Source organism: Synechococcus sp. A10-1-5-9 (assembly GCF_047716785.1).
Lineage (GTDB): Bacteria > Cyanobacteriota > Cyanobacteriia > PCC-6307 > Cyanobiaceae > Synechococcus_C.
The window spans coordinates 1,073,034-1,093,637 of the sequence record NZ_CP180406.1 but is presented as its reverse complement, the minus strand read 5'-3'; the positions used below and the strand labels follow the sequence as shown (position 1 = coordinate 1,093,637).

Sequence of the window (20,604 nt, the reverse complement as noted above, 5' to 3'; positions counted from 1 at the left end):
CCAAGCCGATTGGCTCAGGCAGCGGACTCATGCTGCTCCAGACGTTGACGGCTGCGATGTACCTGGGTCTCGATCGCATTCCGCAACCAAGCTTGCGTCGACCAGTCTTCTTGAGTCGCCAGCCGTTCAACTTCCTGCATGAGATCGAGGGGAAGCTGGAGACTCACAGTCTGGATGCTGTGAGGGCTTGCTGGTCCTCCTTTGGGAATGGCGTCCAGATCGAGCACCTGAACCTTGAGCACCTGCAGTCGGCTGCCAGGACGAGGATGACGCCGCCGAACCTGCCGGACGGAGAGCCTCACTCTGCTTCCCAAGCGAATGCGCTGGACGGCGCTGCGGCTGAGGGGGTGATCGCGGCGGTCGGAGAACACCGGCGTGCTGCTCCCGGTTTCGGCGCTGAAGCTGAAGGTGACGAGCCCTTCGTCGTTCCAGGGCATGCCGTTGGCTTGATCGGAGTCAGTCGAGGCCAGCAGGCGGACACGATCGCGCTTGGCCGCTTTCATCACCTCTCTCGGCAGATGGAAAGCCAGCCGCTGAAGATGCGCGTTCCCATGAAGGGTCGTGGAGTCCTCTAGGGAGGTGTCGAACACGTACATCTCCTGAAAGTAATGGAATCCTTAAGGGGGTGAAAGGTCGTTCGACCCGAGTTTGTGGAGGAGTTTTAGGCTCGAGTCCATGGAGACCCTGTCCTGGCCTCTGAGCCGACCGCTTCTGGAGGCCGTGCTTGCGGATCGTCTCAGTGACCGATTGGTTGCTGAGTTGGTCTGGGAGCGGCTGGGATATCGCCAGCAGTCCGAAGGGGATGGTCCCTGGTTGGCCGGGCCTCAAACGCCGGAGTCCTGGCGCGATGCATTCCCCGAAGCTCCGGAGGTCGTGGCCACCCGGCCGGCGTCGGTGGCCTTGACTCGGTCGATTCCGCGGGAGCACAAGCAGCTGCTCAAGGAGCAGCTCCACTTCGCTGGCTATCGCATCGGTGAGCTGTACCCCCGTAGAACACGACGGGCGACAGTCGTGAGCTGGTTGCTCGCCTGGCTCGCCGATCAGGGAGGTGAGTTGCCTTCGGTCGGTCCTGTCCCTGAACTGTGCGATCCCCCGGCGAACCCGGTGCAGGGGCATCCCGGAGACGCCCCTGTTGGCTGAATCTGGCGTGAGTTGGCTCGTTTGAGACGGCTCAGCCTTGGATGATCACCTTCGTGCCTTTGCGGGTGTTCTCAAAAAGCCATCGGGCTTGAGTCGTGGGCATGCGCACGCAGCCGTTGCTGCGGGGCACGCCGAAGGACTGGCCAGCATCCTCCTGCCAGGGGGCACCGTGCATGCAGATCAGTTCGTTGGCGGTGATGCACATGGCGTAGGGAACGCCTGGCGCCACGTAGTTGCGCCCGCGCATGGTGACGGAGCGGTATTTCGTGATCACTGAGGCGTGGCCAGTGGGTGTGGGTGTGGAGGCTTTCCCAGTACTCACAGGGATCACCCGCACGATGTTGTCCTGGGTGTCGAGGACGGTGAGCTTCTGGTCGGAGAGATCCACAACCAGGGTGGCGATGAGGTCCAACATGGTGATGTGACAGCGGCAGCACTGCACCATCGGTAGCTGTCTTGTTTGAGACTCATTAGTCTTCCTTGGAAAGAATTCCCTTTCGCCCGGCGTCTGCGGAGCTCGTCAGGGTGCCTCTGTACTGTCAAGACAGTGTTTGCATCGGTCTGACTTGGCGCGTCCCGTCGTCGCGATCATCGGGCGCCCCAACGTTGGCAAGTCCACGCTGGTGAACCGCCTCTGCCACAGCAGGGAGGCGATTGTGCACGATGAGCCAGGTGTCACTCGTGATCGCACTTATCAGGACGGTTACTGGAGCGACCGTGAGTTCAAAGTGGTGGACACTGGCGGGCTGGTCTTCGATGACGACAGCGAGTTCCTGCCTGAGATCCGCGAGCAGGCTGCTCTTGCCCTGGAAGAGGCCAGTGTCGCCCTGGTGATTGTGGATGGTCAGCAGGGCGTGACAGCCTCCGATGAAGCTATCGCCGAATTTCTGCGCGGCCAGCGTTGCCCCGCTCTGCTCGCTGTGAATAAATGCGAGTCGCCGGAGCAGGGACTGGCGATGGCCGCCGAGTTCTGGAGTCTTGGTCTCGGAGAGCCCTACCCCATCTCTGCGATTCACGGGGCTGGGACCGCCGAACTGCTGGATCAGGTGCTCACTTACCTGCCACCAAAGTCTCAGGAGGGTGACAGCGAAGAGCCAATTCAGCTCGCCATCATCGGTCGCCCGAATGTGGGCAAGTCGAGCTTGCTCAATGCCATCTGCGGTGAGCAACGGGCGATCGTCAGCCCGATCCGCGGGACGACCCGCGACACCATCGATACCAGTCTCGTGCGCGAGAACAGGCCTTGGCGTCTGGTTGACACGGCGGGCATTCGTCGCCGTCGCAGCGTCAGTTACGGCCCTGAATTCTTCGGGATTAATCGCAGTTTCAAAGCGATCGAGCGCAGTGATGTTTGCGTCCTCGTGATCGATGCTCTTGACGGTGTCACAGAGCAGGATCAACGGCTTGCCGGTCGCATCGAGGAAGACGGGCGTGCCTGTGTGGTGGTGGTGAATAAGTGGGATGCCGTGGAGAAGGACAGCCACACCATGCCGGCCATGGAGAAGGAGCTCAGAGCCAAGCTCTATTTCTTGGACTGGGCACCCATGCTGTTCACTTCTGCGCTGACAGGCCAGCGGGTGGACAGCATCTTTGCGTTGGCTGCTCTGGCTGTGGAGCAGCACCGCCGAAGGGTCAGCACCTCTGTGGTGAATGAGGTGTTGAAAGAGGCCTTGAGCTGGCGGAGCCCTCCCACCACCCGAGGCGGGCGCCAGGGCCGCCTTTATTACGGCACCCAGGTCGCTAGCCGTCCCCCCAGCTTCACGTTGTTCGTGAACGATCCCAAGTTGTTTGGTGATACTTATCGCCGCTACGTGGAACGACAAATCCGAGAGGGTCTGGGCTTTGATGGCACCCCGCTGAAGTTGTTCTGGCGGGGCAAGCAGCAGCGCGATGCCGAACGTGACCTCGCCCGTCAGCAGAACCGCCAGGGCTGAAGGGCATGGACTGGCTACGACAGATTCCGATTGGGCAATACGTGGATGGGCAGGAGGGATGGCTGCGCTGTCTTGATTCCAGGCTCAAATTTGCTTGGGTGCTGATGTTTTTGCTGACGCCTGTGCTCGCGGGGCCCATCTGGCGAGTCGGTCTTGTAATCGGGTTGCTTCTCGTGACTGGGTTGAGCGGTTTGCCCCCAAGGCTCTGGTGGCGTTCTCTGCTGTTTCTGTCTGCGCTCGGATGTGCAATCGGTCTGTTGGCCATGGTGCTGCCCACCGGAGACCCAGGGGCCTCATTGGGTTTGAGGTCGGCTCGTGAGGTGCCGGGACTCGTGCTGCAGGCGCCGTCCTGGGAACTGCTCCGCCTTGGTCCGCTTCAGCTGGGACCGCTTCAGATCGGTCCATTGGTAGTAGACCGGCGTTCAGCTGAACTCGGATTGAACAGCGCAACGCTGATTGTGACGGTGGTTCACAGCGTGAATCTGATGCTGCTCTCGACCCCGAGTGAGGATTTGATGTGGGCTCTGAGTTGGTGGTTGGCGCCGCTGGCTCGGCTGGGGGTTCCGATGGACAGGCTCAGTTTTCAGCTTTTGCTTGCTCTGCGGTTTCTACCGCTGGTTCAGGAGGAATTGCAAAACTTGCTGCGCTCCCTCGCAAGTCGTGCCGTTAATCTCCGCCGCCTCGGTTTCAAGGTATCTCTTGGTCTCGTTCTTGCTGTTGGTGAACGGCTGTTAGCCAACATCTTGCTGAGAGCCGAACAGGGCGCGGAGGCGCTGCTTGCAAGGGGTGGGGTCTGGTTGCCAGCGGAGGCTTTTCGGCCTGTTCCAGTGCCCTCGGCCACAGGCCAGCATGCTCTTAATTGGTTTTCTGCTCTGATGTTGCTTCTGGTGATCGGTCTGCGTGGAAGGTACGGTGCCCTCTAACCAATGCACTTGAGTCCTGTGAGCGCTGAGGGTTATCTGAACCACCCCACGTTCGGGATGCTGTACAGGGTGGCCCCGGCCGGAGATGGCCGTGATGTCTATGCAACGCTTTATGCCCAGAGAATGTTTTTTCTGGTCACGTTGCAGCCGCGGGGTGCGCAGTTTGAGGTGATCCCTTATCTGGATGCCCGACATCATGCTGAATTGAATCTGGCAAGGCGTCGCCGGGAACGGGCCGCAGATCTTGAGAGTTGGAAGCAATTGTTCGATCAGACCTTCATCTGAATCGCTTGAGGGAGCCGCACTGGTGACGTCTATCCAGAGCCGCTGGCAGCAGCTAACAACGGCGTTGCCAAGTGAGGTGAAGCTTCTCGCTGTGAGCAAGGGCCATCCCGCCGACGCGATTCGAGATCTTGTGGCATGCGGTCAGCTTGATTTCGGCGAAAGTCGAGTGCAGGAGGCTCTTCCGAAGCAAGACGCTTTGCGTGATCTTCCTCAGATTCGTTGGCACTTCATCGGTCGACTCCAGGCCAACAAAGTGCGAGCTGTGGTGAAAGCCTTCAGCTGGATCCACTCCATTGATTCGCTTGCCCTGGCCCAGCGCGCTTCGCGCATTGCTCTTGAAGAGCAACAGCTGCCCACTGCGCTTCTCCAGGTGAAGCTGAGGGACGATCCAGCCAAGGGAGGCTGGGAGATTGAGGCCTTGCATGATGCCTGGCCTGAGCTTCAAACGCTGCAGGGCCTTCAGATCTCTGGCCTGATGACGATGGCGCCCATGGACGTTGCGGCCGAAGACCGCAGTGAGCTGTTCAGGGAGTGCCGTGAGCTGGCTAATTCCCTTGGGCTTCAGCATTGCTCAATGGGAATGAGTGGAGATTGGCACGAGGCCGCGGCAGCAGGGGCGACCTGGGTGCGTCTTGGCTCTGTGCTGTTCGGTCCTCGCCAGTCCTCGGTTTGAGGCAACAATCGGTCCGTACACGCTTGCTCACAACTCAACGGAGCGCTATTCAGGGTCAAGGTTCTGCAGTATCCCGGTGTCGCTGATTTCTCGCCTTCGTGCTGTTGTCGCAGGAGATGACTATCTCGACGGCGATTACGATGATCTTGACTACGATGCTGGCGAGCAGGAGGACGTTCCTCAAACGATGACGTCTCCATCCAGTGCCCTAGCTCCCATTGACTCGTCCAATCCTTTCGAGATGGACCAGACATTTACTGGATCCAATGTGATCGGCATGCCTGGAATCAGTTCCACCGCTGCGGAGGTTTCAGTGATGGAGCCCCGGAGTTTTGACGAAATGCCAAGGGCAATTCAAGCTCTGCGCGAACGCAAGACCGTGATCCTGAACCTCACGATGATGGAGCCCGATCAGGCGCAGCGTGCTGTTGATTTTGTGGCAGGAGGCACATTCGCCATCGACGGTCATCAGGAGCGTGTCGGTGAAAGCATTTTCCTCTTTGCACCGAGCTGCGTCACCGTGACCAACACAAGCCAGGAAGAAGCTTCAACTCCAACTGTTGTCAAAAAAGATATGGAGTCGACTTCAGTTGAATCCACCGTCGCGCCTTCACCTGCCTGGTCTGCAACCGCTACGGCTCTTTGATCCTTTGCAGTGAGCTTCTCAGTCGGTGTGATCGGCCTGGGGCGTATGGCCCAGGCCTTGGTTCGTCCCTTAGTTGAAAGCGGTTCCCTTCGGGGTTCTGATTTGATCGCGGTGGTTGGTCAGGAGTCGTCAGTGGCTCGTCTGAAACCTGAACTGCCCTCTGAAATTACATTGATTTCTGCTAGCGATCCTCGTGTTCATGAGGCATGGGAGGCACAAGTTCAGCTCCTGGCGGTCAAGCCTCAGCAGCTTGATCGGGTTGCTGAATCTGCCAGCACTCCTCCTGCAGGACATGCACCGCTTCTGATTTCGGTGTTGGCTGGAGTCACCTTGGAACGCTTGCAGAGCACCTTTCCCAGCAGGGTTTGCGTGCGCGCCGTTCCCAACACTCCTTGCCTGGTGGCTGAAGGATTGTGCGGGCTCGCATGGGGGCGTGATGTCTCACCAGAGCAGAAAGCATGGGTGCGCCGGATGTTCGAGCCTGTGAGTGAAGTGCTCGAATTGCCGGAATCGCAACTTGATGCCTTCCTCGCGCTCACCTCATCCGGACCGGCTTATGTGGCGTTGATGGCCGAGGCGATGGCTGATGGAGCCGTGGCTGCCGGTCTGCCCCGTGTTCTTGCCCATCATCTGGCCCATCGCACCCTGGCGGGCACGGCGGCCCTTCTGCATGAGCAGGAACTCCATCCCGGTCAGCTCAAAGACATGGTTGCCTCGCCCGGGGGCACGACGATGGCGGCCCTTCGGCGTCTGGAGCAGGCCGGTGTGCGGTCCGCCCTGATCGAAGCGGTGGTTGCGGCAGCAGAGCATGGGCGCGCGCTTTGTTAAGCGGCCATTGGTTCATGCCGTATCACATCGGCGTAGAGGCGTTCAAGGGCATCAATATTTCGATTCATGGTGTATCGCTCGAGGACCCTCTCTCGAGCGCGGCGTCCCAACTCTCTGGTGAGCACGGGTTGATCCCGGAGTACGGGGAGCAATGTGCGTAGTTGTGTAGTCACCCCCTGGGTGCTCAGTACGATTCCTGCTCCGTGATCAAGCACTTCGCCGTCAGCACCGGCATCCGTGGCCACACAGGCGCAACCGCTAGCCATTGCCTCCAGAAGGGCCAGGGACAGGCCTTCTACGAGGGAGGGGAGCACGAACACCTCGGCTGATTGCAGCAGTGCCACCCGGTTTGCCAGATCTGATTCGTAGCCCCACCACAGCACGTCGTTGCCGCTGTATGAGTTCTGAAGGGTTGTGCGTAAAGGACCATCACCGACGATCACCAAACGGCATCCTTCCGGTTTCACGAGCCTCCAAGCTCGCAGCAAGGCTTCCACGTTCTTCTCCGTGGCCACCCGCCCCATGTAGAGGAACATTCGCTGGTCTCCGATGCGTGCCCGCACGGATCGGAGAGGGCTGCCGATCGTGGAGAGATTCGTATCGTCTGGACGCCAGCAGTCAGGGTCCACCCCATTGGGAATTACAGCGATGCGTTCCTCGCGGACGCCCAGACGGGCCAGCAGCTCAGCCTGAAGATCGGAAAACACGATGACCCGGTCGAAACGGGCCAGTGCTGGGGCGTAAAGCTGATAGGTGAGCTGTTGGGTCCCAGCGGTGAGATTGCGCAGTCCGGCATCAAACGGAGGGTGGAAGGTGGCCACCAGTGGTACTCCCAGTTGTTGACAGAGATCTGGAAGCCGGAAGTCGAGTGGTGACAGCGTGAGGCTGGCATGCACCAGGTCGGGCTGCAGGCGCTCCAAAGATTCCCTCAGCTCCCGTTGCGCCCCCGGCGATGGGATGGTGTAAACCTGCGATTTGACGAGATACGGCAGGCTTACATCCGGATCGTTGGCAAGCAGTGAGGTGTCGCTACCAGGGACGCCGGGATTGGCGAAATGGATGAAGCTGATTTGGTGACCACGTTCCCTTAGGGCGTTCGTAGTGCTGAGGCCATAAGTGACGTTCCCGCAGAACGGAGATTTTTTGCCAAGCCAGGCGATATGCCCCACCGCACCGTTCCAGCGCTGGTTCTGAAGTTAGCAGCGTTCCCACGGACGCTCGATCACAGCGGCGATGAAGGCCAAACCTGCGAGTACCCAAAGAACTGGGAGTAGTCCGATGCTGCTCACCAGGGCTCCCGCCAGAACCAGAGGGAGGCTGAGGGCAATGTTGATCAGGTTGTTTTGCAGCCCGAACACTCGTCCCCGCTGCGATTCAGGGGTGTCTTCCTGAATGGTGGTCTGCGCGGGAATGGCAACGAGGGCCGCACCGAGTCCGAGAAGACTGCACAGTCCCAGGGTGTAGCCAAGGTTTCCACGAAGCTGGCCAAGAAGCACCAAACTCCAAGTGATTGCTCCCAGCCCTGCGGCCGCAAGGCGTCGACGGCTGAAGCCGTGGCCGACCTGAGCAACCAAGACCGCTCCGATAGCCATCCCAAGACCGCTCATCGCCAATAGGGTCCCGAAACCTGTCGGGCCCAGCCCCTGGATTGCGGAGGCCAGGCTGATCGCAAGCACGTAAAGCGCTGCCAACAAGCTGTACAGAAGGACAAGATGAACCAAGGCGGCTCTGACGGAGGGCCGTTCGCGCAACACCTGCACACCCGCGACGATTTCCTTCCATACGGAATCAACAGCTTCGAACCGGGGTTGCTCATGCAGTCGGATCGTGCTGAGGCAGAGCGCAGCCATGCCGTAACAGAACGGCAGGAGCAGAAATTCGCCGCCACGCAGCCCCACCAACTGAAACAGACTGTTTAGGCCGCGAAGGATGGGGTCGCCAAGGGCGAATCCCACGATCGTGGCCCCCATGCTTGTGGCCTGATAAAGCGAGTTGGCTGCCAGGAGATGTTCCTTGGGCACAAGCAGGGGAATGGCTGCCTGTTCCGCTGGCGCGAAGAACTGAGTGAGCACGGATTCCAGGAAGGTCATCACCAGCAGGGCCCAGTAGCCCCAGCTGAGGCCAAGCCAGTGGGGGCCAGGAAGCAAAAAGAGCGGGGTGAAGAGCACGAGTAGAGCGCGCAGTCCGTTGGAGGCAACCATCACGCGCCGTTTTGGCCAGCGGTCCACCCACACACCTGCCACTGATCCCAGAACCATTGCTGGAATGGTGTTGGCTACATAAACGCCGGTGGCCAGGAGGGTAATGCGTTGGGCCCGTGTCTCGAAATCCATGCGGATGGCCGAGGCGATTTCCGCAAGGGCCCCATTCTCCTGAGGGGTGCTCGTCACCCAGTACTGGGCGATGAGGTACACCATCAGCACGATGTAGAACTTGTCGGCGAGCTGGGAGAAGATCTGGCCGATCCAGAGCTGACGGAATCCGTCCAAGCGCACCACGGTCTGCAGACCACGGGGACCTTTGGGATTTCCTCCGGTAGGAAGCGTCGGTTCCGGGTTGTTCAGGGAGGATCCGCTCAAGGGGCCTGATCAAGTCGGCTCATGTTCGCTCAAAGAGGCTGCGCTCACGCAGTCACGAACCATCGTCAGGGATCGCACCGGGCGGGGCAGGTGGACTCGGCACCAGCACTCCAGCACCGCAAGCAGCTTCAGCCAGACCGGTCGCGGCCCGAGGAGGTCGCCATTGCTGCGGCGGGGCAACTCTGCCCTTGGCAGACGTTGCAGGAGAGCTAGCTCCGATGGATTCAGCTGGATGGTTGCTCCAGCCAAGGCTCCGAGGGCCAGTCCTTCCTCCGGCAGGACGCTGCATCGCCACTCCCACTGACCAATTGGCGGTGTCAAGGTCGCCCCGCTGCGACAGCAGGCCTGAAGTGGCAGCCCATACCCCCCGAGCGCGAGCAGGTGAACTCCAGCCTGCACCACGTGTGCCAGGCAGTGATCAACCTTTTCACTGGGGGCTCGGCTGAGGTTGTCCAGTCGCTCGAGATGGATTAGCACCGCATCCAGGAGGCCGGGCACGGGATCATCTGAGCTCACCAGTGCGATCGCCAGCTCTGAGAGTGCCTGGGCAGCTGCAAGGGTGTCCAGGCGCTGCCCGAGGCCGCTGTAGCTGCGCTGCACCTGAAGCTGACGGACCCGAGCCAGGCCGCGGCGACCGACGATCTGAAGGTCCAGGCAGGTCAGTGGCACGGCAGCGGCCAGGCTGCTGCGGGGTCTTCTGGCGCCAGGAACAGCCAGTCGAATCACGCCAACGTCGTCGCTCAGCAGTGTGAGCAGCCGGTCGTGCTCACCAAGGGGGCCCACCTTGAGGGCCAACCCTTGCAATCGTCTGTCGCCGCTCATCCCGGATGCCGCAGAGCCTGAACCAGGGCAGGGCCATGGCCTGTTCCAAGGGCTGTGGCACCGGCCTCGACCAGATCGAGCGCATGCTCCAGGGTTTTGATGCCACCGGCTGCCTTGAGGCCGCAACGCCCCACTGTCAGCTGACGCAACTGCTTCACCTGTTCTGCCGTGACCGCGCCGCCGAAACCATTGCCCGCCTGCAGTGCGGCCGCTCCAGCATCGAGGGCCGCTTCGGCTCCAAGCGCCAACTGCTCTGGGGTGAGCTGATTCACGTCCAGAACAACGGTCATGGGTAGATCGAGAGAGGCGATCGCGGCCAACTCTTCGGCGTAGACGTTGGGTTGTCCGTTCACCAGCGCTGCCAGGTTGGGGGTGACATCGAGGGCATCGGCACCTTCGGCGGCAGCCCATTCCGCCTCGGCTTGCTTCAAGTCGGCTGGAAGGGCACCGAATGGGAAGGCCACAGTGGCAATCAGCCTCACCGGCCCGCTTCCACCCAGACGTTGGCGGATGGTCTGAAGGTGAATCAGGCTGGCTCCCACGCCACCGAAGCTGTATTGACGGGACGCGTCACAAAGGCTGAGCAGGTCCTCCTCACGCAGCAGGGGGTTGAGGAGAGCCTGATGAATCAGGGGGGGCAGGTCCGGAAGGTCCTGCCGGCGCGCTGGCGCGGTCATCACAAGGGACAGGCAAAGCAGTCAGTGGTTCGTTGTTCAGCCGCGCGCTTCGATCACGCCATAACCACCGTGGTTACGGCGGTAGATCACCTGCAGCTCGCCGCTATCGCTGTCGCGGAAAACATAAAAGTCGTGATCGATCAGATCAAGCTGCTGCCTGGCCTGTTCCAGGGTCATCGGTGGCATGGCGAAATATTTGCGGCGCACGCCTGGGCTGGGCAATTGGACCTCCTTCCCGTCGAGGAGTGACTCGACGACGGCTTCGTTGTCGAGCACAGCTTCCGTTGTGGGGGTTTCGCTGGCTTTGTGGCCGTGGCTGTGGTGATGGTCGCTGTGGCGATCTTTGTAACGTCTCAGCTGGCGAGCGAGTTTGCTGGCCACGAGGTCGATGCTGGCGTAGAGGTTTTCACTCCGTTCCTGGGCTCGGATCACCGTTCCATTGGCGAACACGGTGACCTCTGCCGTTTGCTGCGGGACCCGTGGATTCCGGGCCACTGAGAGATGCACATCCGCCTCTTTCACGAGATCGCCGAAATTGTGAATCGCCCTGTCGAGCTTGGTTTCGGTGTAGTCGCGTAGAGCAGGTGTCACGTCCAGGTTGCGACCATGGATCAACAGCTTCATGGCATCCCTCCGGTGCCTTGTCCTATCGGCAACCTAGTGACGAAGCCCGGTTCCGGAACAGGGTCTGCGGCATTTCTTTTCCAGCCAGCTCACTTGGTACCGTTCGCGCAGGCCTGGGCCTGGCAGCGCCACTGGCAGCGTCGGCTGTTGGAAGAGGCTTATTTAGGGGGCGACCCGCCTGCAGAAGCGGTATGGCTGCTGCAGCATCCACCCTGTTACACCCTTGGGCGCGGCGCTTCGGAAGGTCATCTCCTCTTTGATCCGCAACAACCTCCAGCACCCCTCCATCGCATTGATCGCGGCGGGGAGGTGACCTATCACAGTCCAGGTCAGCTTGTGATCTATCCCGTGCTGGACCTTCATCGCCACTGCACGGATCTGCATTGGTACCTGCGTCAGCTGGAGCAGGTGGTAATTGATGTGATGGCTTCGCTGGGTCTCAGAGGTGAGCGACTCGCCGGTTTGACGGGGGTCTGGCTTGATCAGTGCAAAGTGGCGGCCATTGGCGTGGGGTGCAGGCGCTGGATTACTCAGCACGGGGTTGCCTTGAACGTGAGTTGCGCCATGGATGGGTTTGAGGCTGTTGTTCCCTGTGGCCTCACCGGGCGGGCCGTCGGCCGGCTCAGCGACTGGATTCCCGGGTTGAGCGTTTCGGACATTCAACCGCTGGTTGGCGAGGCGATGGCCGCACGGTTTGGTCTGCGCTGGAAGGACACTCCGAGCACGGCGATTGCCGAAGGTCCAGGTTGGTGATAGGCCTGGGCGACTGCGATTCCGTCCTGTGACTGCCACCGCATACGCTTCCTGGCGTCCCATTCCACGCGAGCAGGCTTCCCTGGCTCGTCAGCACCACGTGGAGTCTTTGGGGCGTGTCGATCAGGTCTGGCCGTGGCTCGCCGACCACCACGGTGAGGTGCTAGCCGTGGATGCTCCCCATGCAACCCACCCTGAGCGCTTCAGCTACGTGGAGCTGGCCGACAGGATCAGCCTGGCAGCGGCTGCCTTCCGCAGGATCGGCGTCACGACGGGGGATGTGGTGAGCCTGTTTGCAGAGAACAGTCCCCGATGGCTGGTAGCTGATCAGGGGCTGATGCGAGCGGGTGCCATCGATGCGGTAAGGGGAGCAGCAGCACCTGTTGAAGAGCTTCGCTACATCCTCAAGGATTCAGCTTCGGTTGCTTTGGTGGTGCAAAACGCCGAGCTGCTGCAACGGCTCGAATTGCCTGGGTCATGGCGAGAGCAACTGCGCTTTGTGTTGGTGCTGGAGGGAGAAGCTCCGGATGGTGCTTTCTCTTTTGATGCCTTCTTAGCCCGTGGCGAGTTGGCGTTGGCGCCGGACCCACTGCTCGCCAGGGACCGCGCTTCTGCGACCAGCACTACCGCCACACTCCTTTACACAAGCGGCACCACCGGGCGCCCCAAGGGCGTGCCCCTCAGCCACGCCAATCTTCTCCATCAGATGCGCAGCCTGGCCTGTGTCGCTCGCCCCGAAGCAGGTGATCCGGTGTTGAGCGTTCTGCCGATTTGGCATGCCTACGAACGCAGCGCGGAGTACTACTTCTTTTCCTGCGCTTGCTCGCAGAGTTACACCACGATTAAGCAGCTCAAACGGGATCTACCCCGGGTTCGACCTGTGGTGATGGTCACGGTGCCTCGGCTCTGGGAGGCCGTTCAGGCCGGTTTCGATGATGTTCTGAAAACGTTTCCTCCCGCTCGCCAGCGGCTGTTGAAAACAGCACTGGCCAACAGTGCTGCCTATGCCCTGGCACGTCGTCGCAGTCGCAATCTGATGCTGGACCCTGTTCGCAAACGGGATCGTGTCATCGCTGCTGCCGAGGCCTCCAGCCGCTGGCCGGCCCATGCGCTGGCCGCCCGTCTGATCTGGCCCAAGGTGCGACGTCAGCTCAGTGGTGGTTCCCTGCGCTTTCCGATCAACGGTGGCGGCGCCATCGCTCCCCACGTGGATTCCTTCTTTGAAGCGGTGGGTATTGAACTGCTCGTGGGGTATGGCCTGACGGAAACCAGCCCGGTGGTGAGTTGCCGGCGCCCTTGGCGCAATATTCGAGGCAGCTCGGGATTGCCCATGCCGGAAACCGAGTTTCGAATCCTTGATGCCGAAACCCGGTTGCCTCTCGGTTATCGCCAGCGGGGGGTCGTGCAGGTGCGGGGTCCCCAGGTGATGCGGGGCTATCTCGACAAACCCGAAGCCACGGCCAAAGTGCTGGATGCTGAGGGTTGGTTTGACACCGGTGATCTGGGTCTGCTGCTCCCGGATGGGTCGGTGGTACTCACCGGCCGTGCCAAGGACACGATTGTTCTCAGCAGTGGCGAGAACATCGAGCCGGGCCCCCTGGAGGAAACCCTGGTGGCTAGTCCTCTGATCGAGCAGGTGATGCTGGTGGGACAGGACGAACGTCAGCTCGGGGCCCTTGTTGTGCCCCGTCTCGAGGCGATGCGGGCCTGGGCCAGTGATCAGATCGCTGATCCTGGTGAGGATCTGGGCGGGTCTCCAGGAGATCCGGGCTTGAGGCGACTGCTGCGCGGAGAGCTCAACCGTCTGCTGAGTGATCGGGTGGGGGCTCGGGGGGATGAGCGCCTCGTGGGTGTGGCTCTAGTGGAACCGTTCTCGATCGACAATGGGTTGTTAACGCAGACGCTGAAACAACGGCGCGATCGGATCACTGAGCGGGACTCGGAAGCGATTGAGGCGCTGTACGGGCGCTGAGTGCTGGCACGGGATCCTGGGTTGACCATTGGCCGTCGGGCTGAGACGCTTGGCCCTTCCTCTTGGCTCTCATGTCCGACGGCACCACCCTGTCGATCAAGCGCTCCATCACCGTCCGTGCTGTGGTGACTCCGGCCTGGAAGGAAGAAGCCGAGCGCGAATTGAGTACGGCGATCGCCACCACCGACCAGCAGCTGGCGCAATTGGAGCAGGAAGGCCAGCAGGTGGTTGACGATGTGCGCCGTCAGAGCGCCAACCCTCTTGATCCCCGGGTTCAGGAGCAGGTGGCTCAGGTGCAGCAGCAGGTGGCGGCCAAGCGGGCCGAGCTCGAGGAACAGAAGCGCAACCTGCTGCAGCAACAGGCTCAGGTGCGTGAGCTTGAAATGGAACAGATTGTGGAACAGGGTCAGCTGGAGAGCTTCTGCGATGTTCAGGTTGGTGACAACCTCGTCAGCAAGATGCAGGTGGCTGTTGTGGTGCGCGACGGGGTGATCGAGGCGATCGAGCAGGGTTGATCCAGTGAACGGGCCGCGGTCTGCCGGCCCGTAAAATCCCCTACTACTCAGTCCATCCGGAGACGGCTTTGGCAACCCACGACATTTTCATGCCTGCCCTCAGCTCCACCATGACGGAGGGCAAGATCGTGGAGTGGCTCAAGAAGCCTGGTGAAAAGGTTGCCCGGGGTGAGTCCGTTCTTGTCGTTGAGTCGGACAAGGCGGATATGGATGTGGAATCCTTCAACGAAGGGTTCCTGGCTGCAGTGCTGATGCCTGCTGGCAGTACGGCCCCGGTGGGTGAAACGATCGGACTGATTGTTGAGTCAGAAGCGGAGATCGCTGAGGCGCAGGCCAAAGCTCCCGCTGGTGCTCCAGCTGCTGCGTCAACCGGTGCCCCAACGGCCTCTGCTTCAGCATCTGTCCCTGCTCCAGCTGTTTCAGTTCCTTCCCCGCCGCCTGCTCCCACCACGCAGGCCCCGGCTGCCGTGCCAGCCCCTCCAGTCGCACCTGCGCCAACTAGCACCGGGCGTCTGATCGTCAGCCCTCGTGCCAAGAAACTCGCCGCCCAGATGGGTGTGGATCTCTCTTTGGTACGCGGCAGTGGTCCCAAAGGCCGCATTCAGGCTGAAGACGTTGAGCGGGCCGCTGGCCGGCCGGTGTCCGTTCCCCAAGTGGGTGAAGGAACGGCACCCGCCGCGTCTTCTGGCGGAGCCGTGCCCGCACCGCCCAGTGCTCCCGCTGGAAACAGCTTCGGACTGCCGGGTGAGACGGTGCCTTTCAACACCCTGCAGGCTGCGGTGAACCGCAATATGGAGGCCAGCTTGGCCGTGCCCAGCTTCCGGGTGGGCTACACCATCACCACCGACAAACTTGATGCTTTCTACAAGCAGGTGAAGCCCAAGGGAGTCACGATGACCGCCCTTCTGGCCAAGGCAGTCGCCGTCACGCTGGCGCGGCATCCCCAGGTGAATGCCGCCACGACTGCGGAAGGGATGGCCTATCCAGCTGATGTGAATGTGGCCGTGGCTGTGGCTATGGAAGATGGCGGTTTGATTACGCCGGTGCTGCGTCAGGCCGATCGCATCGACCTCTATGAACTCTCACGTCAGTGGGGTGATCTCGTGAAGCGCTCTCGCAGCAAGCAGCTGCAGCCCGAGGAATACAGCACGGGCACTTTCACTCTCTCCAACCTGGGGATGTTTGGTGTGGATCGCTTTGACGCGATTCTCCCCCCTGGAACCGGCGCGATCCTTGCTGTCGCCGCGTCTCGTCCAACGGTGGTGGCAGGGAAAGACGGTTCCATCGCTGTGAAACGGCAGATGCAGGTGAACCTCACGGCGGATCACCGGGTGATCTACGGCGCCGATGGCGCGGCCTTCCTCAAGGATCTGGCTGAGCTGATTGAAACCCGTCCGGAAAGCCTGGCCCTCTGATCCAGGCACAGGCGTTCCCTCAGCTTTTCTGTGGTCGGCGTGAAACCAAGACTTTTGCCACTCTTTGAGTGACTTCGATGGACCTGTGTCCGTTTCGATCTTCTCCCGTCTTCTCGGTCGACCTCTGCCGCGCTCGAGTGGTGCAAGCGAACGCCTGCCCAGCATTCAGGCGTTACCTATCCTTTCATCAGACGCGTTGTCGTCGGTTGCCTATGCAACGGAGGCTGCACTCGGCATCCTGATCCTTGGCGGCAGTATGGCCCTGCGCCTGTCGGTGCCGATCACCATGGCGATCATCGCCTTGATCGCGATTGTGGTGCTGTCGTACCGCCAGGCCATTGCGGCCTATCCCAATGGTGGTGGCTCCTATGTGGTGGCGCGCGACAACCTTGGCCGCAATGTGGGATTGGTGGCCGCAGCAGCGCTGCTGATCGACTACACCCTCACAGCGGCCGTGAGTTTGATGGCCGGCACCCAGGCGCTGTCATCTCTCGATCCGAGTCTTCTGCCCTACGAAGTTCCGATTGCCCTGGTGCTGCTGGTGCTGGTGGGTTGGGCCAATCTGCGAGGTGTGAAGGAGGCTGGCCGCGTGTTTGCCGTACCCACCTACGCGTTTGTGGTGATGATCGCGCTGCTCAGCGTTGCAGGCCTGAAGGACCTCATGTTTCACCATGGCTGGACTCCTGATGCACCTCCTCTGACAGCAGGGATGGAGTCCATCGGTTTGTTTTTGATCCTGCGGGCCTTCAGTTCGGGATGTTCAGCGATGACCGGTATCGAAGCCATCGCCAACGGCGTGAAGGTGTTCCGGGAGCCAGCTGCCCAGAATGCGCGTCAGACGCTCCTGGTGATGGGCCTTCTGCTTTCCGCCATGTTTTTTGCGGTGAGTGGGATGGGTTTTATGTACGGGATCGCTCCCAATCCCGACATCACTGTTCTCGCCCAGATCGGCCAGCGAGTGTTTGGATCCGGCAGTGTCCTGTTCTGGGTGCTTCAGATCGCCACGCTCTTGATTCTCGTGCTGGCGGCCAACACGGCATTTGCAGGATTCCCCAGGCTGGCGGCCATGTTGGCGGAAGACCGGTGCCTGCCATTGCAGATGAGCTGGCAAGGCGACCGCCTGGTTTATCAGAACGGAATCGGTGTGCTGTTGGGCATCACCGCCGCGATCATCCTGGTGTGTCGCGGCGACACCACGGTTGCCGTGAATCTCTACGCCCTTGGGGTGTTCAGCGCATTCACGCTTTCGCAGCTGGGGCTTGTGCGGCGTTGGTGGCGGTTACGCGGTGAGGGTTGGCAGGGACGCATGGCAATGAACGCCCTGGGTTCATTCACCACCTTTGTGGTGCTGTTGGTGATTGTGGTGAGCAAATTTGACGAGGGCGCCTGGACAGTGGTGATTGCCATCCCTTTGCTGGTGTGGGGGCTGGCCGGGATCCGACGTCGTTATCGGGAGGTTTATGAGGCCATCGCACCGGATGAGGCCATGGGTCCGCTCCAGTTGACCCCTAGGGATCCTCCCCTCGGCCACCATGCCATCGTCTGGATGGCTGCTCTGAGCCGCCCATCGTTTGAAGCCGTGCGCTACGCCTGCTCCTTTGCTGATTCCGTTACGGCTGTGATCGTGTTGGCGAACCCCGAACAGGCCGGTCCGATCAGTTCGGCCTGGGATCGCTACGCCGGTCTGGAGACCGGAGCCCTGGACCTGGTTCTCCTGGAGAGTCCGTTCAGTTCGACGATCGGTCCATTCTGCGACTTCGTGATGGAAACAGAGCGATTGCGATCGGATTGCATCACCACGGTGGTGATGCCGTTGGCCATCCCGCGCGATCGACTGGATGCCATGTTGCTGAACCAGCGGGCACTCAGCCTCCTTGCTGCACTCGCCAATGATCACAGTCGAGTGTTTTCGATCGTTCGCTATTTCATCCCGACGGAGCCGCCCGGGGCGTCGCCCCACCCCTCAGGCACGATGGAGTGATCATCGAATCAGAGTGTGGCTGATCCCAGGGATCTTCTGCTGAGCGCCTACGACTACCAGCTGCCTGCGGAGTGCATCGCTCAGAGGCCGGTTGAGCCGCGGCACGCCGCGAGATTGCTCATGGTTCCTGCCTTGGAGGAGTCTTCTTCGCAGGTTCGACATGCAACGGTCTGGGACTGGCAGAGCGAACTGCAGCCCGGTGATCTGTTGGTGGTGAATGACACTCGGGTTCTTCAGGCCCGCTTGCGAGTGAGGCGCTCGGGAGGTGGACTTGGTGAACTACTGGTTTTGGAACCGAGGGGAGAAGGACGTTGGTTGTGCCTTGCACGTCCTGCTAAGAAGTTGCGACCAGGAGATCAGGTTTGGCTAGAAGCCCTGGAACAGGATTCGCTGCCCCTTCAAGTTCTGGCGAGCGACAGTGCTAGTGGAGGACGCATCGTCCAGTTCCCTCCGACCTACAACGATGCCATCGCGATCGAAGCCTTGCTGCAGCGATATGGCGAGGTGCCCCTTCCTCCCTACATCACTCGTCATGACGACTCCGATCAGGAGCGCTATCAAACGCGTTATGCATCACGACCTGGAGCGGTTGCTGCACCAACGGCAGGTCTGCATCTCAGTGATGATCTGCTTCAGGCGATCCGTGCCCGTGGAGTGACGATCGCTTCAGTGACGCTCCACGTGGGGCTGGGCACCTTCCGTCCAGTGGAAACCGAAGATCTGCGAGACCTCAGCCTTCACAGCGAGTGGGTGGAGGTCTCGTCTGAGCTTGTGGCCGCCGTGGAGGCATGCCACAGGCGGGGGGGGCGGGTCATCGCCGTTGGCACCACGAGTGTTCGCGCGCTGGAGGGGGCAGCACAAGCAGGAGGAGGCAAACTCCAGCCTCTGAAGGGACCTGTTGATCTGGTGATTCAGCCTGGTTATCGCTTTTCAGTGGTGCAGGGACTGCTAACGAACTTCCATTTGCCAAAGAGTTCACTTTTGCTGCTTGTCAGCGCTCTGATCGGACGGGAGAGGTTATTGAGCCTATATGCACAAGCCGTTGAGAATCATTATCGGTTTTATTCGTATGGCGATGCGATGTGGATTGCCCCCAAGGCGTGGTTGCAAGAGTCTCGGCCTCTGATTGGGAAGATTTAACTCCCGAGCAAAGACTTGACCTGCTCTAGGGCTGTTTTTGGCTCATGATTTGATCGCCATTGGAGGATTTGGTAAGAGCGGTTGGACTTAAAGACTTATTGTCTTGGCCCGGCATTATGAAGCGCTCTCGTAGAGTAAATAGAGGATTTTTGTGGTGCGAAGGTGGGCGATGGGGGTTTTAAGCGCTATTTAAACGATTTTTAATCGCCTCTTCTTCTCCTCTGCTCTTCTCAAATACATACTGAAGCCGTTTGGAATGTTTCCTCTCTCATGGCACGGTTCTTTGTTTCCAACGAGGCTGAGCTTCAAGACGCTTTTGAAGCGGCCAACGCTGGTGGCTTCGATCTGAACAGGATCATCTTCGCGGCAGACAGCGAAATTGAATTGACCAGTGGCCTTGAGTACACCGGAACTGGTGATCTCGTTCTTGTGGGCAATGGCTCCGAGATCGTGGCCAGCGATACTTTCCAGACTTATGAGGGCGTCAGTGCAGCCGTCGATGGAAAGGGCGTTGCTCTGATCACATCTCGTAGTTCCGGAAATGTCAAGATCAAAGATCTTGAGCTCAACGGTAATGAAGGTCGCTCCCAGCATGGATTTGAGCTGGACGTTCCTGGCGATGCCGATGGAGTTATCTCGGCTACGTTCAAAGGTGTTGAGGTTGAGGGTTTCTGGGACCACGGCGTTCATATTGATGATCAGGCAGGTGCTACTGGCCAAGGCGGCGATACAGCGGGCGGTAAAGATGACTTGGCCGGTGCTAATTCCGATGCAAGCCTGCTCGTTAAAATCTTCGGTTCGGAGATTGCAGAAAACGGTATCTGGGAGGACAGCGTTAGCGACAGTGACGGCTTCCGCGTTGATGAAGGTCGTTTTGGTGACGCAACTGTTCTCATTAGAAACAGTGCGTTCGTTCTGAACGGCGCTGATGGTTTTGAGCTTGATGAAACTGGTAAAGGCTTTGCTGCTGCAGACGTTTTCAGATCGGCTTTTAACGACAACGGTCCCTTTGACCTGAATGACACTGACGACGGCCTAGATATCGATGAGGCTGGCGCCGGAAGGCTGGAGGTCAGAGTTCGTCAAAGTGAAATCAACGGTAACTTTGATGAAGGTCTTGACCTTGATGAGGCAGGTAGAGGCAGTATTTTTATTGAAGTTCAAGATACATTCGCCAACAACAACGGTAATGCCAAGCTCAATGGATTAGCAACTGATCCTGGTGGTACTGGTGTCAAGCTGAGTGAGGAAGATCAGGGGAACATTTTTGCTGAATTCATTAATTCACAAGCCAATGGTAACGATGATTATGGATTCCGCCTTGAGCAATTTGGCGGTGGTGAAGTTGACGCCTTGTTTGAGGCAGTTTGGGCTCTTGACAACCGCAATGACGTCCCTGATCAAGGTGGTAGAAACGGCATCCGACTGGAAAGTTTTGCATCGGATGATGGTGCGGAGCTAGAAATTCTGAATCCTGTTTTTGCCGAATTCAATACCGTCGTTGCCACTGGCAACGGCCGTGAAGGTCTGCGTGTCGATGCGGATGTTTTCACCGCCCAGTTCGACGGTGAGAACCTCTTCGATTTTGTGGACTTCAGCAACACGGTTGTATTTGGCTGATTGATGCTCTGATTTTTTTAGGTTAAGTGAATTAAAACCCTCGGTAAATTCCGAGGGTTTTTGTTCCTAATGACAAT

The 20,604-nt window shown here is 59.8% G+C and carries 21 protein-coding genes; 14 read left to right on the top strand and 7 right to left on the bottom strand.

The features are described 5' to 3' along the window. Positions 1-14: 14 nt before the first annotated feature. Positions 15-596, bottom strand: a complete 582-nt coding sequence (locus tag ACLM45_RS06220; RefSeq protein ID WP_415411153.1) for a hypothetical protein — start codon at positions 594-596, stop codon at positions 15-17. Between the two features lie 79 nt (positions 597-675). On the opposite strand from ACLM45_RS06220, the gene ACLM45_RS06215 reads away from it, so the two are divergent. Beyond that, positions 676-1,140, top strand: coding sequence for a DUF1823 family protein (locus ACLM45_RS06215; protein WP_006042076.1), 465 nt, complete (start codon positions 676-678; stop codon positions 1,138-1,140). A 31-nt stretch (positions 1,141-1,171) separates the two neighbouring features. Here the strand turns inward: ACLM45_RS06215 and ACLM45_RS06210 are convergent, their stop codons facing one another. Continuing rightward, positions 1,172-1,555, bottom strand: a complete 384-nt coding sequence (locus ACLM45_RS06210; protein ID WP_415411152.1) for a L,D-transpeptidase — start codon at positions 1,553-1,555, stop codon at positions 1,172-1,174. A 151-nt stretch (positions 1,556-1,706) separates the two neighbouring features. On the opposite strand from ACLM45_RS06210, the gene der reads away from it, so the two are divergent. The 6 genes from der (at position 1,707) to proC (ending at position 6,429) form a co-directional block, all read left to right on the top strand. Then, positions 1,707-3,074 carry a ribosome biogenesis GTPase Der gene (gene der / locus ACLM45_RS06205; protein WP_415411151.1) on the top strand — a complete coding sequence of 456 codons (1,368 nt, stop codon included), beginning with the start codon at positions 1,707-1,709 and terminating at the stop codon, positions 3,072-3,074. Between the two features lie 5 nt (positions 3,075-3,079). Beyond that, the gene (locus ACLM45_RS06200) at positions 3,080-3,997 is read left to right on the top strand and encodes an energy-coupling factor transporter transmembrane component T family protein (protein ID WP_415411150.1); all 918 of its coding nucleotides are present in this window, start codon (positions 3,080-3,082) and stop codon (positions 3,995-3,997) included. Positions 3,998-4,015: 18 nt separating this feature from the next. Then, positions 4,016-4,282, top strand: coding sequence for a PipX family protein (locus tag ACLM45_RS06195; protein WP_038005114.1), 267 nt, complete (start codon positions 4,016-4,018; stop codon positions 4,280-4,282). Between the two features lie 22 nt (positions 4,283-4,304). Beyond that, on the top strand, positions 4,305-4,955 hold the full coding sequence (locus tag ACLM45_RS06190; RefSeq protein WP_415411149.1) for a YggS family pyridoxal phosphate-dependent enzyme: 651 nt from the start codon (positions 4,305-4,307) through the stop codon (positions 4,953-4,955). A gap of 76 nt (positions 4,956-5,031) precedes the next feature. Then, positions 5,032-5,601 (top strand): cell division protein SepF, encoded by a 570-nt coding sequence (locus ACLM45_RS06185; protein ID WP_415411148.1) that lies wholly within the window; start codon positions 5,032-5,034, stop codon positions 5,599-5,601. A gap of 9 nt (positions 5,602-5,610) precedes the next feature. Further along, on the top strand, positions 5,611-6,429 hold the full coding sequence (proC, locus tag ACLM45_RS06180; protein WP_415411147.1) for a pyrroline-5-carboxylate reductase: 819 nt from the start codon (positions 5,611-5,613) through the stop codon (positions 6,427-6,429). On the opposite strand, the gene ACLM45_RS06175 is transcribed toward proC, so the two are convergent. The 5 genes from ACLM45_RS06175 to hpf are packed head-to-tail and all read right to left on the bottom strand — an operon-like array spanning position 6,426 to position 11,131. Further along, positions 6,426-7,598, bottom strand: a complete 1,173-nt coding sequence (locus tag ACLM45_RS06175; protein ID WP_415411146.1) for a glycosyltransferase family 4 protein — start codon at positions 7,596-7,598, stop codon at positions 6,426-6,428. The two genes, proC and ACLM45_RS06175, sit on opposite strands and share 4 nt — an antisense overlap. Positions 7,599-7,625: 27 nt before the next feature. Continuing rightward, positions 7,626-9,008, bottom strand: a complete 1,383-nt coding sequence (locus tag ACLM45_RS06170) for an MFS transporter (protein ID WP_415411145.1) — start codon at positions 9,006-9,008, stop codon at positions 7,626-7,628. Between the two features lie 9 nt (positions 9,009-9,017). Further along, complete coding sequence (gene recO / locus ACLM45_RS06165) at positions 9,018-9,830, bottom strand: DNA repair protein RecO (protein WP_415411144.1); 813 nt, start codon at positions 9,828-9,830, stop codon at positions 9,018-9,020. Continuing rightward, positions 9,827-10,507 (bottom strand): 2-deoxyribose-5-phosphate aldolase, encoded by a 681-nt coding sequence (locus ACLM45_RS06160; protein ID WP_415411143.1) that lies wholly within the window; start codon positions 10,505-10,507, stop codon positions 9,827-9,829. The genes recO and ACLM45_RS06160 overlap by 4 nt, the downstream gene beginning before the upstream one ends. 36 nt (positions 10,508-10,543) lie before the next feature. Further along, positions 10,544-11,131 carry a ribosome hibernation-promoting factor, HPF/YfiA family gene (gene hpf / locus ACLM45_RS06155; RefSeq protein WP_415411142.1) on the bottom strand — a complete coding sequence of 196 codons (588 nt, stop codon included), beginning with the start codon at positions 11,129-11,131 and terminating at the stop codon, positions 10,544-10,546. Positions 11,132-11,143: 12 nt separating this feature from the next. Between hpf and lipB the strand changes: the two genes are divergently transcribed. From lipB to ACLM45_RS06120, 7 genes are all read left to right on the top strand, one after another. Further along, the gene (gene lipB, locus ACLM45_RS06150) at positions 11,144-11,884 is read left to right on the top strand and encodes a lipoyl(octanoyl) transferase LipB (RefSeq protein ID WP_415411367.1); all 741 of its coding nucleotides are present in this window, start codon (positions 11,144-11,146) and stop codon (positions 11,882-11,884) included. Between the two features lie 28 nt (positions 11,885-11,912). Further along, entirely contained in the window at positions 11,913-13,856 is a 1,944-nt protein-coding gene (locus ACLM45_RS06145) for an AMP-binding protein (protein WP_415411141.1), read from the top strand. A 71-nt stretch (positions 13,857-13,927) separates the two neighbouring features. Continuing rightward, on the top strand, positions 13,928-14,371 hold the full coding sequence (locus ACLM45_RS06140; protein ID WP_006042060.1) for a YlqD family protein: 444 nt from the start codon (positions 13,928-13,930) through the stop codon (positions 14,369-14,371). Positions 14,372-14,460: 89 nt separating this feature from the next. After that, a complete protein-coding gene (locus ACLM45_RS06135; protein WP_006042059.1) occupies positions 14,461-15,786 on the top strand; it encodes a dihydrolipoamide acetyltransferase family protein in 1,326 nt (441 codons plus the stop codon). Positions 15,787-15,871: 85 nt separating this feature from the next. After that, positions 15,872-17,767, top strand: a complete 1,896-nt coding sequence (locus ACLM45_RS06130; RefSeq protein ID WP_415411140.1) for an APC family permease — start codon at positions 15,872-15,874, stop codon at positions 17,765-17,767. A gap of 15 nt (positions 17,768-17,782) precedes the next feature. Continuing rightward, complete coding sequence (gene queA, locus ACLM45_RS06125) at positions 17,783-18,907, top strand: tRNA preQ1(34) S-adenosylmethionine ribosyltransferase-isomerase QueA (RefSeq protein WP_006042057.1); 1,125 nt, start codon at positions 17,783-17,785, stop codon at positions 18,905-18,907. A gap of 270 nt (positions 18,908-19,177) precedes the next feature. Next, a complete protein-coding gene (locus tag ACLM45_RS06120; protein ID WP_415411139.1) occupies positions 19,178-20,527 on the top strand; it encodes a hypothetical protein in 1,350 nt (449 codons plus the stop codon). Positions 20,528-20,604 lie beyond the last annotated feature (77 nt).

Excerpts from the sequence above, each read along its gene's own strand:
- ACLM45_RS06220 (WP_415411153.1), bottom strand. The coding sequence starts at position 596 with ATGTACGTGTTCGACACCTCCCTAGAGGACTCCACGACCCTTCATGGG.
- ACLM45_RS06215 (WP_006042076.1), top strand. The coding sequence starts at position 676 with ATGGAGACCCTGTCCTGGCCTCTGAGCCGACCGCTTCTGGAGGCCGTG.
- ACLM45_RS06210 (WP_415411152.1), bottom strand. The coding sequence starts at position 1,555 with ATGTTGGACCTCATCGCCACCCTGGTTGTGGATCTCTCCGACCAGAAG.
- ACLM45_RS06200 (WP_415411150.1), top strand. The coding sequence starts at position 3,080 with ATGGACTGGCTACGACAGATTCCGATTGGGCAATACGTGGATGGGCAG.
- recO (WP_415411144.1), bottom strand. The coding sequence starts at position 9,830 with ATGAGCGGCGACAGACGATTGCAAGGGTTGGCCCTCAAGGTGGGCCCC.
- ACLM45_RS06160 (WP_415411143.1), bottom strand. The coding sequence starts at position 10,507 with ATGACCGCGCCAGCGCGCCGGCAGGACCTTCCGGACCTGCCCCCCCTG.
- hpf (WP_415411142.1), bottom strand. The coding sequence starts at position 11,131 with ATGAAGCTGTTGATCCATGGTCGCAACCTGGACGTGACACCTGCTCTA.
- ACLM45_RS06140 (WP_006042060.1), top strand. The coding sequence starts at position 13,928 with ATGTCCGACGGCACCACCCTGTCGATCAAGCGCTCCATCACCGTCCGT.
- ACLM45_RS06135 (WP_006042059.1), top strand. The coding sequence starts at position 14,461 with ATGCCTGCCCTCAGCTCCACCATGACGGAGGGCAAGATCGTGGAGTGG.
- ACLM45_RS06120 (WP_415411139.1), top strand. The coding sequence starts at position 19,178 with ATGGCACGGTTCTTTGTTTCCAACGAGGCTGAGCTTCAAGACGCTTTT.